The sequence below is a fragment of the Poseidonocella sedimentorum genome, assembly GCF_900116005.1.
Classification (GTDB): Bacteria; Pseudomonadota; Alphaproteobacteria; order Rhodobacterales; family Rhodobacteraceae; genus Poseidonocella; species Poseidonocella sedimentorum.
In genome coordinates this window covers 291,793-306,809 of the sequence record NZ_FOYI01000001.1, presented here as the reverse complement: position 1 = coordinate 306,809, position 15,017 = coordinate 291,793, and the positions used below count along the sequence as shown (strand labels likewise).

Annotated in this window: 15 protein-coding genes; 7 read left to right on the top strand and 8 right to left on the bottom strand. The window is 67.3% G+C overall.

Annotated elements, in window-relative coordinates; genetic code table 11:
• Nucleotides 1–41 precede the first annotated feature (41 nt).
• Nucleotides 42–209: a hypothetical protein gene (locus BM353_RS16830; RefSeq protein WP_177220423.1), complete on the bottom strand. Its 168-nt coding sequence runs from the start codon at nt 207–209 to the stop codon at nt 42–44.
• Nucleotides 210–324: 115 nt separating this feature from the next.
• On the bottom strand, nt 325–1,569 hold the full coding sequence (locus BM353_RS01455) for a sarcosine oxidase subunit beta family protein (RefSeq protein ID WP_092075878.1): 1,245 nt from the start codon (nt 1,567–1,569) through the stop codon (nt 325–327).
• A gap of 223 nt (nt 1,570–1,792) precedes the next feature.
• Here BM353_RS01455 and ccmI point away from each other — a divergent pair, with 223 nt between their 5' ends.
• Genes ccmI through BM353_RS01440 form a run of 3 tightly spaced genes read left to right on the top strand, consistent with a single transcriptional unit; the run spans nt 1,793 to nt 3,728 of the window.
• Complete coding sequence (gene ccmI / locus BM353_RS01450; protein ID WP_092075876.1) at nt 1,793–3,022, top strand: c-type cytochrome biogenesis protein CcmI; 1,230 nt, start codon at nt 1,793–1,795, stop codon at nt 3,020–3,022.
• Complete coding sequence (gene ruvX / locus BM353_RS01445; RefSeq protein WP_092075874.1) at nt 3,019–3,498, top strand: Holliday junction resolvase RuvX; 480 nt, start codon at nt 3,019–3,021, stop codon at nt 3,496–3,498. The genes ccmI and ruvX overlap by 4 nt, the downstream gene beginning before the upstream one ends.
• On the top strand, nt 3,495–3,728 hold the full coding sequence (locus BM353_RS01440; RefSeq protein WP_092075872.1) for a DUF1289 domain-containing protein: 234 nt from the start codon (nt 3,495–3,497) through the stop codon (nt 3,726–3,728). The genes ruvX and BM353_RS01440 overlap by 4 nt, the downstream gene beginning before the upstream one ends.
• Before the next feature lie 99 nt (nt 3,729–3,827).
• Here BM353_RS01440 and fdhF read toward each other — a convergent pair whose 3' ends face one another.
• The 3 genes from fdhF to BM353_RS01425 all read right to left on the bottom strand — a co-directional run bounded on the left by fdhF (nt 3,828) and on the right by BM353_RS01425 (nt 9,327).
• Complete coding sequence (gene fdhF / locus BM353_RS01435) at nt 3,828–6,611, bottom strand: formate dehydrogenase subunit alpha (protein ID WP_092075870.1); 2,784 nt, start codon at nt 6,609–6,611, stop codon at nt 3,828–3,830.
• A 1-nt stretch (nt 6,612) separates the two neighbouring features.
• Nucleotides 6,613–8,364, bottom strand: coding sequence for an NAD(P)H-dependent oxidoreductase subunit E (locus BM353_RS01430; protein WP_092075868.1), 1,752 nt, complete (start codon nt 8,362–8,364; stop codon nt 6,613–6,615).
• 81 nt (nt 8,365–8,445) lie between these two features.
• On the bottom strand, nt 8,446–9,327 hold the full coding sequence (locus BM353_RS01425; RefSeq protein ID WP_092075867.1) for a LysR family transcriptional regulator: 882 nt from the start codon (nt 9,325–9,327) through the stop codon (nt 8,446–8,448).
• Nucleotides 9,328–9,463: 136 nt separating this feature from the next.
• Between BM353_RS01425 and BM353_RS01420 the strand changes: the two genes are divergently transcribed.
• The 4 genes from BM353_RS01420 (at nt 9,464) to BM353_RS01405 (ending at nt 12,949) form a co-directional block, all read left to right on the top strand.
• Nucleotides 9,464–10,615: an ATP-grasp domain-containing protein gene (locus BM353_RS01420; RefSeq protein ID WP_092075866.1), complete on the top strand. Its 1,152-nt coding sequence runs from the start codon at nt 9,464–9,466 to the stop codon at nt 10,613–10,615.
• Nucleotides 10,615–11,487, top strand: a complete 873-nt coding sequence (gene sucD / locus BM353_RS01415; protein ID WP_092075864.1) for a succinate--CoA ligase subunit alpha — start codon at nt 10,615–10,617, stop codon at nt 11,485–11,487. Before BM353_RS01420 ends, sucD begins: the two co-directional genes overlap by 1 nt.
• Before the next feature lie 67 nt (nt 11,488–11,554).
• Nucleotides 11,555–12,523 (top strand): NAD(P)H-quinone oxidoreductase, encoded by a 969-nt coding sequence (locus BM353_RS01410; RefSeq protein ID WP_092076456.1) that lies wholly within the window; start codon nt 11,555–11,557, stop codon nt 12,521–12,523.
• A 228-nt stretch (nt 12,524–12,751) separates the two neighbouring features.
• Entirely contained in the window at nt 12,752–12,949 is a 198-nt protein-coding gene (locus tag BM353_RS01405; protein ID WP_092075862.1) for a DUF6324 family protein, read from the top strand.
• Between the two features lie 3 nt (nt 12,950–12,952).
• Here the strand turns inward: BM353_RS01405 and BM353_RS01400 are convergent, their stop codons facing one another.
• From BM353_RS01400 to BM353_RS01395, 3 genes are all read right to left on the bottom strand, one after another.
• Nucleotides 12,953–13,405: an MmcB family DNA repair protein gene (locus BM353_RS01400; protein WP_092075860.1), complete on the bottom strand. Its 453-nt coding sequence runs from the start codon at nt 13,403–13,405 to the stop codon at nt 12,953–12,955.
• A gap of 124 nt (nt 13,406–13,529) precedes the next feature.
• Nucleotides 13,530–13,682: a hypothetical protein gene (locus BM353_RS16825; protein ID WP_177220422.1), complete on the bottom strand. Its 153-nt coding sequence runs from the start codon at nt 13,680–13,682 to the stop codon at nt 13,530–13,532.
• A complete protein-coding gene (locus BM353_RS01395; protein ID WP_092075858.1) occupies nt 13,679–15,013 on the bottom strand; it encodes an amidase in 1,335 nt (444 codons plus the stop codon). Before BM353_RS01395 ends, BM353_RS16825 begins: the two co-directional genes overlap by 4 nt.
• Nucleotides 15,014–15,017: the final 4 nt, after the last annotated feature.

Genomic DNA, 15,017 nt, shown 5'->3' with positions numbered 1-15,017 from the left:
GGGCCGAGCGCGGGCGCGTGTCGTTCTGAAACTTGCGTCGATCAGCCGCCGTCCTGGGGGAGATCCGGCAGTTCGATCTGAATATCGGGCTCTTCGGCCGCGGGGACGTCGCCGCCGAGGAAAAGATAGGCCAAAATGCCCACGACGACGACGAGACCGCCGACGACGAAAGCCAGGGCGTTGCTTGAGCCGGATGTTTTCTCGGCCATGAAATGTCTCCTATCAACCTCTGAGTTGCAGGAGAAACGCACGCCGCGCGGAGATGGTTCCTGCGCGATTTCAGGCTCGTTTCACAAGCCCTCGTCCCTTGGTCAATCGTCATGGTCAATGTGCCACCCCCGCCGCCACGGATTCGTCGATGAAGCGCCCCTCGCGGAACCGATCCAGCGAGAAGGCGTCGGTCAGGGGCGAGCGGCCCTTGGCCATGAGCTCGGCAAAGCCCCAGCCGGAGCCGGGGATCGCCTTGAACCCGCCCGTGCCCCAGCCGCAGTTGATGAAACAGCCCTCCAGCGGCGTCTTGGACAGGATTGGAGAGCGGTCGCCCGTGATGTCCACGATCCCGCCCCATTGGCGCAGCATCTTGAGCCGCGAGATCATCGGGAAGGTCTCGATGAGCGCGCGGACGGTCTCCTCGATGTGCTGGAACGAGCCGCGTTGGGTGTAGCTGTTGAACCCGTCGGTGCCGCCGCCGATGACCATCTCGCCCTTGTCGGACTGGCTCATGTAGCCGTGCACCGTATTGGCCATCACGACGATGTCCATGCAGGGCTTGACCGGCTCGGAGACGAGGGCCTGTAGCCCGACGCTCTCGATGGGGAGGCGGAAGCCCGCCATGCCCGCAAGCTCGCCCGAATGCCCCGCGACGACGATGCCGAGCTTGTCGCAGCCGATCGCGCCCCGCGAGGTCTCGACCCCGGTCACGCGCCCGCCTTCGGAGCGCACGCCGGTCACCGCGCAGCCCTGGATGATATGCATTCCCATGTCCGAACAGGCCCGCGCATAGCCCCAGGCCACCGCATCATGACGCGCAGTGCCGCCCCGCGCCTGCCAGAGCCCGCCAAGAACCGGGTAGCGCGGCCCGTCGAGCCGGATGATCGGCACAATCTCCTTGACCCGCTCGGGCGAGATGAACTCCGTCGCCACGCCCTGCAGCGCGTTGGCATGGGCCGTGCGCTGGTAGCCGCGCATCTCGTGATGGGTCTGGGCCAGCATGAGCACGCCGCGGGGCGAGAACATGACGTTGTAATTGAGATCCTGGCTCAGCGTCTCGTAGAGGCTGCGCGCCTTTTCGTAGATCGCGGCCGAGGGATCCTGCAGGTAGTTCGAGCGGATGATCGTCGTGTTGCGGCCGGTGTTGCCGCCGCCAAGCCAGCCTTTCTCGATCACCGCCACGTTGGTGATCCCGAAGGTCTTCCCGAGGTAATACGCCGTGGCGAGCCCGTGCCCCCCGGCCCCGACGATGATCACATCATAGCGCGCGCGCGGCTCCGGTGAGGCCCATGCGCGCTCCCAACCGGTGTGATACCGGGCGGCTTCGCGGGCGATGGCAAAGGCTGAATATCGTTTCATGGGCTCCGCTCGAAAGGCCGGCGCGGCGGGATTCGCGTCGCGCCCGCCGTCAGTATGGTTCTCACTGGAGCGGCGAGACAAGACGAGACATCCCGCGCCGCTTTTTGGATTTTTTGCGACATCGGCGCGCGCGCTTGCGCGGCCCTCGGGGCCCCTGCGCTGATTTACCCCTTTTGTCGGGGCGCATGGCGGCTTACATCCCTTGGACCACGAAGGAGAGACGATGTCGTTCTGGCTCATCACCGGCGGCCTGACGCTGCTTGTCGCCCTGATCCTGCTGCGCGCGCTTCAGGGGCGGCCGGGCGCTGCTGCGCCGGATGCGGGGGAGTTCGATCTGTCCGTCTATCGCGATCAGCTTGCCGAGGTGGAGCGCGATGCGGCGCGCGGCGTGATGAGCGCGGCGGATGCCGAACGCGCGCGCACCGAAATTTCCCGCCGGATCCTCGCCGCCGACAAGCGCGCGCAGGAGAGCGGGTCCCGCCGCACCGCGCCGCGCGGAACCGCGCTTGCCGCCGGGCTCATCGCGCTGGTGCTGTTCTCCGGGCTCGGGCTCTACCTCTGGCTCGGCGCGCCGGGCTATGGCGATCTGGGCCGGGCCACGCGGCTCGCGCAGGCTGAGACGATCTATGAGACGCGCCCCTCCCAGGCCGAGGCCGAAGCGCGCATGGAGGCACGGGGCCGGCTCGAGCCCACGGTTTCGGCGGAATTCGAGACGCTGATGACCCGGCTGCGCGCGGCGGTCCAGTCCAACCCGGGCGATCTCCAGGGCCAAAGGCTTCTGGCGCGCAATGAGACCGCGCTTGGCAATTTCGCCGCCGCCAGCGCGGCACAGCGGCGCGTGCTGGAGATCCTCGGCCCCGGGGCCATGGCCCAAGATCACGCCGAGCTTGGCGAGATCCTGACCATCGCAGCGGGCGGCTATGTCTCGCCGGAGGCCGAGGCCGCCTTTCGCGCCGCGCTGGAGCGCGCGCCGGAGGATGGCCGCGCGAGTTATTACATCGGCCTGATGCTGCTCCAGACCGGGCGGCCTGACATTGCCTTCCGCCTCTGGCAACCGCTGTTCGAAAAGAGCCCACCCGATGCGCCCTGGATGCCCGCCCTGCGCGCTCAGATCCTTGATGCGGCCCAGCTCGCCGGGGTCGATTACGCGCCCGATCTCTCCAACCCGCTCAGTCCCGGTCCCACGGCGGAGGACGTCGAGGCGGCGAGCCAGATGAGCGCCGAGGACCGGCAGGCGATGATCGAAGGCATGGTGTCGCGCCTCTCCGACCGGCTCGCGCAGCAAGGCGGCACGGCGGAGGATTGGGCCCGGCTGATCCGCGCGCTCGGCGTGTTGGGCCGCGACGATCAGGCACAGGTGATCCTCGACGAAGCCCGGCTGGTCTTCGGCAATGACGCGCAGGCGCTCGGGAGCATCGAGGCCGCCGCCGCAGACGCCGGACTGCGCCCATGATCACCGACGAGATCGGCGCGTTCGCCGCCGCCCTGCCCCCGCATCGCGCGCTCATCGGGCTCGATTTCGGCGAGAAGACCATCGGCGTTGCGGTGAGCGACCGGATGCGCTCTGTCGCCACCCCGCTGGAGACGATCCGGCGCAAGAAATTCACCCTCGACTCCGGCCGCCTGCTGGAGCTTTGCGCCGAGCGCGAGATCGCCGGCGTCGTGCTCGGCCTGCCGCGCAACATGGACGGCAGCGAGGGCCCCCGCTGCCAGTCGACCCGGGCTTTTGCTCGCAACCTCGCGCGGGTGAGCGATCTGCCGATGAGCTTCTGGGATGAGCGCCTCTCGACCGTCGCCGCCGAGCGCGCGCTTCTGGAGGCCGATACCAGCCGCCGCCGCCGCGCCCAGCTCATCGACCACGTGGCGGCCTCCTACATCCTGCAAGGCGCGCTCGACCGGCTGGGCAATCTGGGGAGCAGCGGCGCATGAGTTCCGATGAGGTCTGGCGGCGCGCGGAGATCGAGAGCCCCTGCGTCAAGCTCTGCGTGATCCACCCCGAGACCGGGCTCTGCGCCGGCTGTGCCCGCACGCTTGACGAAATCGCCGGATGGACCGGCTTCGCCCCCGAAAAGCGGGCGCAAATCCTGCTGGAATTGCCGGGCCGCACCCCGCCGCCGCGCCGGACGGGGCGGCGGCGAAACCGGGATGCTCAAGACTAGAGAGCCGCGACACGCGGTCAAGGGGAAAGGCCCTGCGGAAAAAGGCCCCGGGCGCGCCTCATGCGCGGCCCGAGGCCCGTTCTTGTCCGCGCGCGCGACCTATTCCGCGGCGATCGCGTCCTGATCCTTTTCGACCTTGACCGCCGCGAACTTGAACTCGGGGATCTTGCCGTAGGGATCGAGCGCCGCGTTGGTCAGGATATTCGCCGCCGCTTCCACGTAAGCGAAGGGCAGGAACACGTTGCCTTTGGCGACCGCCCGGTCGGCCCGGACGAGCAGACGGATGCTGCCGCGCCGGGTGGTCAGGCGGACGATATCGCCGGCGGCGAGGCCGAGATCACGCAAGGAATGCGGGTGCATCGAACAGTTGGCCTCGGGCTCCACCGCGTCGAGCACAGTGGCGCGGCGGGTCATTGAGCCGGTGTGCCAATGCTCCAGCTGACGGCCGGTGATCAGCACGAAAGGATATTCCGGATCGGGCAGCTCGTCCGGCGGGATGACGGCGGCGGGGGTAAAGCGCGCGCGGCCCTCGGGGCGCGGGAAGCCATCGCCGAAGACAATCGCCTGGCCCGGGTCTTCGGGGCTGAGCGAGGGATATGTCACGGCGGCATTTTCCAGCCGTTCCCAGGTGATGTTGTCGAGCGAGGCCATGTTCTTCTTCATCTCGTCGAAGATCTCGCGCGGGTGGGTGTAGGACCAGTTGAGGCCCAGCCGTTTGGCCAGCTCCACCTCGATCCACCAGTCTTCCTTGGCCTCCCCCGGAGGCGCGACCACCGGCCGGCCCATCTGCACCTGGCGGTTGGTGTTGGTCACGGTGCCGGTCTTCTCGGCGAAGGCGCTGGAGGGCAGGATCACGTCGGCATAGTTCGCCGTTTCGGTGAGGAAGATGTCCTGCACCACGAGATGCTCGAGCATGGCCAGCGCGTCGCGGGCGTGGTCCACATCCGGGTCGGACATGGCCGGGTTCTCGCCGAGGATATACATGCCGCGGATGTCGCCCGCATGGATCGCGTCCATGATCTCGACGACCGTCAGGCCCTTTTCGCTGGAGAAGTCGCCCGATTCCCAGACCTCGGTGAAGGCCGAGCGCACGCCGTCATCCATGACCGACTGGTAGTCGGGCAGGAACATCGGGATCATACCCGCGTCCGACGCGCCCTGGACGTTGTTCTGGCCGCGCAGCGGGTGCAGGCCCGTTCCGGGGCGCCCCACCTGACCGGTCATCAGCGCGAGCGAGATGAGGCAGCGGGAGTTGTCGGTCCCGTGGATGTGCTGGCTCACGCCCATGCCCCAGAAGATCATCCCGGCCTTGGCGGTGGCGAAGGTCCGCGCCGCATCGCGCAGAAGCTCCGCGTCGACGCCGCAGATTTCTTCCATCTTCTCCGGCGGATAGTCCTTGAGGTGCTCCTTCATCGCCGGCCAGTTCTCGGTGTAGGCCTCGATATATTGCTGGTCGTAGAGCCCCTCCTCGACGATCACATTCATGATCGCGTTGAGCATGGAGACGTCCCCGCCCGGCTTGAACTGGAGCATGTGCGAGGCAAACCGCTTGAGCCCGTGGCTGCGCGGATCCATCACGATGAGCTTGCCGCCGCGTTTGACGAACTGCTTGAAATAGGTCGCGGCGACGGGGTGGTTTTCCAGCGGGTTACAGCCGATCACGATCGCCACATCGGCGTTCTCGATCTCGTTGAACGTCGCCGTCACGGCGCCAGAGCCCACGTTTTCCATCAGCGCGGCCACCGAGGACGCGTGGCAGAGCCGCGTGCAGTGGTCGACGTTGTTGTGGCCGAAGCCCTGGCGGATCAGCTTCTGGAAGAGATAGGCCTCTTCGTTGGAGCATTTCGCCGAGCCGAAACCCGCCACGCGCTTGCCGGTGTCGCGGCGGAGCCGGTCGAGCCCGTTTGCCGCCGCATCGAGCGCCTCGTCCCATGTCGCTTCGCGGAAATGGGTCATGAGGTTGCCCGGATCGACGTTGAGCCCCTTGGCGGGCGCGTCCTCGCGGCGGATGAGCGGCTTGGTGAGCCGGTGCGGGTGGGCGATGTAATCGAAGCCGAACCGGCCCTTGACGCAGAGCCGGTTCTGGTTGGCCGGCCCGTCGATGCCCTCGACGTATTTGATCTTGTCGTCCTTGACCTTGAAGGAAATCTGGCAGCCGACCCCGCAATAGGGACAGACGCTTTTCACTTCGCGATCGAAATCCTTGGTATCGCCTTCCTGGTTTTCGTCCACCACCGTGGCGGGCAGCAGCGCGCCGGTCGGGCAGGCCTGCACGCATTCGCCGCAGGCCACGCAGGTGCTGTCGCCCATCAGGTCATTCTGGTCGAAGACGATCTGTTCGGTGTGGCCGCGCCCGGCCATGCCGATAACGTCATTGACCTGAACTTCGCGGCAGGCGCGGACGCAGAGGTTGCAGTGGATGCAGGCATCGAGATTGACGCGCATCGCCACGTGGCTCGCATCCAGAAGCGGCACGGTCTCGGCCTCGACCTTGGGAAAGCGGCTCTCCTCGACCCCGTTGAGCTCGGCCATGTCCCAGAAATGGGAGGATCTGTCGTGGGCCTTCTCGGGCTGGTCCGCGACCAGCAACTCCATCACAAGGTTGCGTGATTTCTCGGCCCGCTCGGTCTCGGTCTTGACCACCATGCCGTCGGAAACGGGCCGGATGCAGGAGGCGACCAGCGTGCGCTCGCCCTCCACCTCGACCATGCAGGCCCGGCAGTTGCCGTCGGGGCGATAGCCCGGCGCGGGTTTGTGGCACAGGTGCGGGATCTTGAGCCCCCGCCCGTTGGCCGCTTCCCAGATCGTGATCCCTTCGGGGACGGTCACATCCTCGCCATTGAGCGAGAAGGTCACCATGTTGACGCTTGCACCATCGGCCATGTCAGCTATCCCCTCCTTCGAGGCTTTGCTCGGTTCCGTAACCGCTGCTCGGCGGCACGGCGCCAAGCTCGTCGGAAAAATGTTTGATCGTCAGGCGGATCGGGTTCGGCGCCGCCTGCCCCAACCCGCAGATCGACGCGTCGGACATGACCGTGCAGAGATCTTCGAGAAGATCCGTGTCCCAGGTCTCGGCCTCCATCAGCTTGACCGCCTTCTCGCACCCCTTGCGGCAGGGCGTACATTGCCCGCAGCTCTCTTCCTCGAAGAAGCGCAGCATGTTGAGCGCCGCATCGCGCGCGCTGTCGCGGTCGGAGAGGATCACCACCGCAGCCGACCCGATGAACGTGCCATGGGGCTGCAATGTGTCAAAGTCTAGCGGGACGTCATCCAGGCTGGCAGGGAGAAGGCCGGATGACGGCCCGCCGGGCTGGTAGGCCTTGAAGACATGGCCTTCCAGCATCCCGCCCGCGGCATCGATGATATCCAGGATCGTCGATCCCGCCGGCAGAAGGTGGACACCGGGATTCTTGACCCGGCCGGAAACGGAATAGCTGCGCAGGCCCTTGCGGCCGTTCTTTTCCGTCGCGCTGAGGCATTCGGGCCCCTCGCGGCAGATTTTCGCAACCCAATAGAGCGTCTCGACATTGTGCACGAGCGTGGGGCGGTTGAAGATGCCCACCTGCGCGACAAAGGGCGGACGGTGGCGCGGCAGCCCGCGCTTGCCCTCGATGCTCTCGATCATCGCGCTCTCTTCGCCGCAGATATAGGCGCCCGCGCCGCGGCGCAGGTCGATATACCCCGGCGCGACGATGCCCGCCTCTTCCAGCGCGGCGATCTCGCGGCGCAGGATCTTGAGGACGACGGGATATTCATCGCGCATGTAGATGAAGGCCTTTTCGGCCTCCACGGCCCAGGCGGCGATCAGCATGCCTTCGAGGAAGAGATGCGGCGTGCGCTCAAGGTAGTAGCGGTCCTTGAACGTGCCCGGCTCGCCCTCATCGCCGTTGACGGCGAGATAGCGCGGGCCTTCGTTGGCGCGGACAAAGCCCCATTTCTTGCCCGAGGGGAAACCCGCGCCCCCAAGACCGCGCAGGCCGCTGGAGAGGATGCGCTCCTGCACCTCCTCCCAGTCCCCGCGCTCGCGCAGGGAGGCGAGCGCCTCATACCCGCCGGCGTCGCGGTAGGCCGCGAAGTCCTCGTAGCTCGGGAGCACCGGGTGGGTGTCATCAGCCGCAATCGCCGCCTCGACCTTCTCGGGCGTGGCGTGATCGATATGGTTGTGGCCAAGCTCCAGCACCGGCGCGGTATCGCAGCGGCCCATGCAGGGTGCCTTGAGCACGCGCACCGCGGCCGGGTCCATGCCGTCTTTCAGCGCCTTGTGCAGCGCCTCGGCGCCCGCCAGCTCGCAAGACAGCGAATCGCAAACCCGGATGGTCAGCGCCGGCGGCGGCGTCTCGCCCTCATGCACCACGTCGAAATGGGCATAGAAGGTCGCAACCTCGTAGATCTCGGCCTGCGCGAGGCGCATTTCTTCGGCCAGCGCCCGGATGTGGGCGGCCGACAGATGGCCGTGATGATCTTGAATCAGATGAAGAAATTCGATGAGCAAGTCCCGGTTCCGGGGGGTATCGCCCAACAGTTCGCGTACCTGGTCAAGCGCCTCGTCCTCAACCTGCCGCCCCTTGGGGGTGATGCGGGTTTTGCGGCGGCCTTGCTTTTTCCAAATACCTTTTTGGTCGTCTAATGGTGCCATGATCTACTCCCTGCACCCAGACCATGGGGTCAACCATCAGGCATCGCAAATCGCCATTCCTGAAGGTGAGATAATTTCTGCTTATGACAAATCGGCGGCCCGGCGCAGCGCCTGAAGCACCGGAATATTGGGATTCCGGCCCGGGGTGATGAGGCCCACGGACTTCTCCACGATCGGCTGTTCCAGCGGCAGCGCCACCACCCCGCCGTCAAGGACCACCGCTTCGAGATAGACCTCAGGCACGATCGTCGCCGCCATGCCGTGCACAGCCATGACCATCGCAGCGGTAAAGCCGTTGGTCTCGGAAATGACGCTCGGCTGGAGCCCGCAATCGGCAAAGACTTGGTCAAGGATGCGCCGGTTCTGCATATGCGGCTCCAGCAGGCACAGCGGCACCTTGGCGGCCTCGGCCCAGGTGGCCACGCCGCTGTCCCGAGGCGCAAGCGTGCGCGGCGCGAGCAGAACGTAGCGCTCCTGGTAGAGCGCTTCGAGCTTGAGCAGATCGGTCGAGACCCCTTCGGAATAGGTCAGCCCTGCGTCATATGTCGAATCGTCCACGCCCTGCTGGATGCCGAGCGATGTGTCCGACACGATCCGCAGCGTGAGCCCCGGATTGGAATCGCGCAGCCGGATCGCCAGCTGCGCGGCATAGGCGATGGTTGTGGGGATCGCGCCGAGCGTCAGGCAGCCCGTGACCTCGCCCTTGACCGCCCGCACATCCTGTTCGAGCGCGCGCACGTCGTCGAGGATCTTGCGCGCGTGCTGCAAGATCGCCTCGCCTTCGGCCGTAAGCCCCTGAAACCTGTTGCCGCGCTTGACCAGCGCCGTGCCGAGCCGCTCCTCGAGATTGCGGATCCGCATCGAGAAAGCGGGCTGCGACATGCCGCATTCCTCGGCGGCGCGGGCAAAATGCTTGTGCCGCGCCAGCGCCGTCAGACAGCGCAGATCGCGCAGATCAACCACAGTGATACCCCATCGTCTTCCCCCTCGCTCGCTCGTGCCTCGGACCGATACCTACTGCGACTATCGGCTGATTGACAGGTGTCCGTTTCTTGGTATACCAGATACCAACAAGGGAGAAAACCCAGGGAGGAAAATCGTGCTTCTGTCCGAGTACAAATCGAAGGAACTCCTTGCCCAATACGGCGTGGCGGTCCCCGAGGGGCGCATCGCCTCCAGCGCCGAAGAGGCCGAGGCCGCCTGCGCGCGCATCGACACCCGGAAATTCGTGGTCAAGGCCCAGATCGCCGCTGGCGGGCGCGGGCTCGCGGGCGGCGTGAAATTCGCGGCCACCCCGTCAAGCGTGCGCGAAGAGGCCGCGCGAATGCTCGGCACGACCCTCGTGACCGAACAGACCGGCCCCGCCGGCGAGGTCGTCAACGCCGTCTATGTTGAGGCCGCGCTCGATCTCAAGGGCCAGTACTTCATCGCCTTCGCGCTCGATCCCGACAGCGGTTTTCCGATGCTTCTGGCCTCCAGCGAGGGCGGCGTCGCCTTCGAGCAGCGCGCGCGCATGGATGCCGATACGGTCTCGACCCTCGTGCTCACGCCCGACGCCGATCTGACCGCCTTCCTCGGCCCGCTCGGCATCGCCAGCGAGGTAGCCGAGCAGATGATCCGCGCCGCCTGCGACGCCTTCACCGAAAACGAGATGACCCTGCTGGAGATCAACCCGTTCGCCGAGACCCGCGACGGCGCCTGGATCGCCATCGACGCCAAGATCGCGCTCGATGCCAACGCCGGGTTCCGCCACCCCGAATTCGCCTCGATTGCCGCCGAGCAAAAGCTCTCGCAACCTGAGGAAGAGGCGCAGAAGAGCAACATCAACTTCGTCCCCCTCGCGGGCGATGTGGGCGTCGTGGTCAATGGCGCGGGGCTGGGGCTCGCGACCAATGACATGCTCGTGGATGCCGGCGGCACCCCGGCCAACTTCATGGACATCCGCACCACCGCCACGAGCTTCGACATCGCCCGAGGCGTCGAGATCCTCCTCGGCCAGCCGGGCGTCAAGGCGATCCTCGTCAACGTCCACGGCGGCGGCATGACCGCCTGCGACACCGTCGCCGAAGGGATCGCCTTTGCCTATTCGCGCGCCAAGGGCGCCAAGCTGCCCGTCATCGCCCGGCTCGCCGGACAAAACGCCGCCTGGGGCCTCAACATCCTGCGCGATCGAAAGGTCCCGGTGGAGGTGTTCGACGAGATGCGCGGCGCGGTGGCGCGGGTGGTGGATCTGGCCGGGGAGGCACGCTGATGGGGATCATCGTCACCAAGGACACGCGCGTGATCGTGCAGGGCATGACCGGCCGGGCGGGCACCTTCTACACCGATCAGGCGATGCGCTACGCGCCGAGCTACGTGGGCGGCGTGCGCCCCGGGCGCGGCGGGACCAAACACCTCGGCCTCCCGGTCTTCCACAGCGTCGCCGAGGCGCGCGAGGCCACCGGCGCGGATGCGAGCTTCGTGACCGTCCCCGCCCCCAATGCGGCCGATGCGATGATCGAGGCGATCGAGGCGGGCATCGAGACCATCGTCTGCGTGACCGAACGCGTCCCGCAGCATGACATGGCCCGCGTCAAACGCGCGCTCGCAGGCCGCGATACCGTTCTCATCGGCCCCAATTCCCAAGGCATCCTGACACCCGAGCAATGCAAGATCGGCGTCATGCCCACGGTGGATGCGCGGCCAGGCGGCATCGGCATCGCCTCACGCTCCGCCTCGCTGACCTCCGAAATCCTCGCCAACTGCTCGGCGGCCAACCTCGGCCAGTCGACCACCGTCGGCGTCGGTGGCGACACGATCCACGGCATCGGCTTCGTCGACTGCCTCACCCGCTTCCGCGACGACCCCGATACCGAGGCGGTTATCCTGATCGGCGAAATCGGCGGGCGCGAGGAGGAAAAGGCCGCGGACTACCTCTCCGGCCTCGACTACGGCAAACCCGTCATCGGCCTCGTCGCCGGGCGCCACGCCCCCGCCGGCCGTCGCATGGGCCACGCCGGGACGCTCTCGGTCTTTGGGCTCGAGACGGCCGAGCAAAAGCAATCCCGACTGCGCGCCGCTGGCGTCCTGATCGCGCGCGATGCGGCCGATGTGGTCCGGACCGCCCTCAAGGCGTTGCAGTGACCGGCGGGCTGGGGCTTAGTGCGCGCATGTGCGGAACCGACGAAGGAATGATGCTGTGACCGAGACGATGCGCGTGGTGGAAATGCGGGAACCGGGTGGGCCGGATGTGCTGGAGACCGGCACGCGGCCGCGCCCCGAGCCGGGCCCGGGAGAGGTCGTGATCGCGGTCACCGCGACCGGCGTCAACGGCCCCGACCTCGTCCAGCGCCGCGGCCACTACCCCCCGCCCAAAGGCGCCTCGGACCTGCTCGGCCTTGAGGTCTCCGGAGAGATCGCCGCGCTCGGCGAGGGCGTGTCGGACTGGGCCATTGGCGATGCGGTCTGCGCCCTGACCAACGGCGGCGGCTACGCGGACTTCGTCGCGGTCGACGCCGGCCACGTGCTGCCGATCCCCGAGGGCGTCAGCGCCGTTGACGCCGCGGGCCTCTGCGAGACCTATTTCACCGTCTGGAGCAACGTCTTCCACGGCCACACCATCCCCGAGGGGGCGCAGTTCCTTGTCCACGGCGGCTCCGGCGGCATCGGCACAACGGCTGTCCAACTCGGCGCGGCCCTCGGGCTCGACATCACAACCACCGTCGCCGACGCAGAGGCCGCTGCCTTCGTCACCAGCCTCGGCGCCACCCGCGCGATCAACTTCCTCGAAGAGGATTTCGTCGGCATTTGCCGCGAGGCGGGCGGGATGGACATCATCCTCGACATCATCGGCGGCGACTACGTGGCGCGCAACATCAAGGCCGCCCGCCACGACGCCCGCATCATCCAACTGGCGTTCAACGCCGGATCGAGGGTCGAGATCGACCTTATGCCGATCATGCTCAAACGCATCAGCTACACCGGCTCGACCCTGCGCTCGCGCCCCGCCGCCTTCAAATCCGCCGTCGCCGCGGAGCTCCGCGCCAAGGTCTGGCCGCTCTTCGCCGACGGCACGCTCAAACCGGTGACCCACGCAGTCCTGCCCCTCGACGAGGCGCGCGAGGCCCACGCGATGATGGAAGCCGCCAGCCACCACGGAAAGATCCTCATGACGACCTGATCCGCATCCAACCGTTTCGTTACCGGTCCCGTTCGCCAAAGCCCCGGCCAGCGCCTCGCGCAGCCCCGGCTTGTCCCGCGAACACCTCCTCCCTGCCGGTGACACCACTCAGGGGCGCTCTCGAAGCGCCCCTTTTTTTCGCGCAAGCCGGGCGCGCCGGGCCAGCCGCCCCTTGCCAGAGCTGAGCAGAGGCGCTAGCACGCGGACCTGCCAAGAAGGATCCCGGCCATGAGCATAAACACCGAACGCGATATCGAAGCCAACCTCCAGATCGGCCCCACCGATCAAGGCATGGTGCGGATCTTCGTCGAAGCCCCCGGCACCGAAATCCCGATGGACTTCGACCCCGATGAGGCGCGCGAAATCGCCGAGGAAATCCTCGCCGCCGCAAAAGGCGCCGAAGCGGTCAAATCCCGCAAACGCTGAAATTTATCCGAACCGCCCCGCATCCGGATCGCGCAGGATCTGCAACCGCCGCGCGGCATGGGTTGCGATCTTCTGCGTGAGCTTCTTGCGCCGGGCGGGCGCCAGCTGCGTCTCTTCGCCAAAGCGCAGAATCTCGGCATCATAAGCATCGGCAATCATCAGCCCCGTGCCCTCCGGCAACAGATCGGTCGGAAACGCCGCATCCACGGCCCAGAAATACCGATCACACCAGGGCAGATACCCCTCCCACTTCCCGTCGCTCATGAAATCCGCCCGGCTCGATTTGCACTCAACGATCCAGATCTCGCCCTTCGGACCAAGCGCCATGAGATCCACCCGCAGCCCCCGCTCGGGCACCAGCTCTTCGACGCTGACAAACCCATGGCTCAGCAAATGCCGCGCCGCCCCGCGCGCCAGCAACTGCCCCGGCTGCAATATCTGAGTGATCGGCTCCATACCCGCCAAACTACGAACATACCGCGAACAAACGCAAGCCCCTGCTTCTTCTCTTGATCAATACTCCGGGGGAGTCCGCCCCCGGCGGACGGGGGCAGCGCCCCCTCCCAGCTCACCGCGCGCGCTAGCGGCCGCCGGAAAAGAAGAAGTCCTTCGCCGCGAGCCCGACCGTGAGCAGCACCACGAGCACCAGATCGGGGCTCGGCACCTCAAGGCAGAGGATCGCGAGGAAGGCGAAGAAAATTAGGAATGCGAAAATCGCCAAAGCCTTGTTCATGCGGAGTCTCCTTCGCCGCCGATCCAGTCATAAAGCCAGCGCGCCGTGCGCAAGAGGCGCCCGTCGTTGCCGCGCCGGCCCACAAGTTGCAACCCCATCGGCAGCCCGCCGGATGAGGTCAGCACCGGCAGGGAGACCGCCGGCGTGCCCGCCATGGTCCAGAGCCCGTTGAAGACCGGATCGCCCGTTTGGCCGAGGCCCTCCGGTGCCGCGCCGGGGGAGGACGGGCAGATAATGGCGTCGCAGCGGAGGAAGATCTCGTCGAGCGCGCCGGTGATCCGGCTCTTCCAGTCCAGCGCCGCGAGGTAGCGCGAGGCCATGACCGCCTGCCCCGTCTCCAGCGCCGCGCGGGTCTCGTCCGAGAGGTGCGCCGGGTCATAACCCGCGTAGTGGTGGGCCATCTCGGCGAAGTTGATCTGCTCGCGCACCTCCGCCGCGGCCTCGAAGGGCGCGGGCAGTTCTGCCGAGAAAGCCTGATCACCGAGCGCCTCGGAAAGCTCGCCAAGGGCGGCGGACATGTCCTCCGACACGCGTTCCCAGCCCGGCATGCGCAGCATGGCAAAGACCGGCTTGAGCGGCGGAGCCTCCGACGCGGTGGCCGCGAGGCGCGGCGCGGGGGCGTCGACGCTGCCCGGATCGGCCGGATCGCCCCCCGCGAGCACGTCGGTCAGCATCGCGGCGCTCAACGGATCGGCGGCAAAGACCCCGATCGTGTCGAGCGAGGGCGACTGGGTCAGCACGCCGCTGCGCGGCACGACCCCGAAGCTTGGCTTGAACCCGGTCACGCCGCAAAAGCTCGCCGGCCGGATCACCGAGCCGCCGGTCTGCGTGCCCACCGCGAGCGGGACCATGCCGTCCGCCACAGCCGCCGCCGAACCTTGCGACGAGCCGCCGGGCGTGTGGGTCGGGGCGTGCGGATTGCGCGTCTTGCCCGGGTGCATGAAGGCCAGCTCGGTGGTCACCGTCTTGCCCGCGATGATCGCCCCCGCCGCGCGCAGCCGCCGCACGATCTCGGCGTCCCGCTCGGGCACGCGGCCCCTGTCCTGCGCCGCGCCGTTCTCGGTCGGGATGCGCGCGGTGTCGATGATGTCCTTGAGGCCGACCGGCAGCCCGTGCAGCGGGCCGATGGGCCGCCCGGAAATCCGGTGGGCATCGAGCCGCTTGGCTTGCTCGCGCAGGTACGCCGCGTCGAACCAGGCCCAGGCGCCCACCTCCGCCTCGCGCGCCTCGACCCGCGCGATGACCGCTTCGGCCAGCTCGGCGGCGGAGAGCGCGCCGGAGGCCATCCGGTCGCGCAGCTCCAGCGCGGTGAGCTGCAGCAGGTTGCTCATGTCT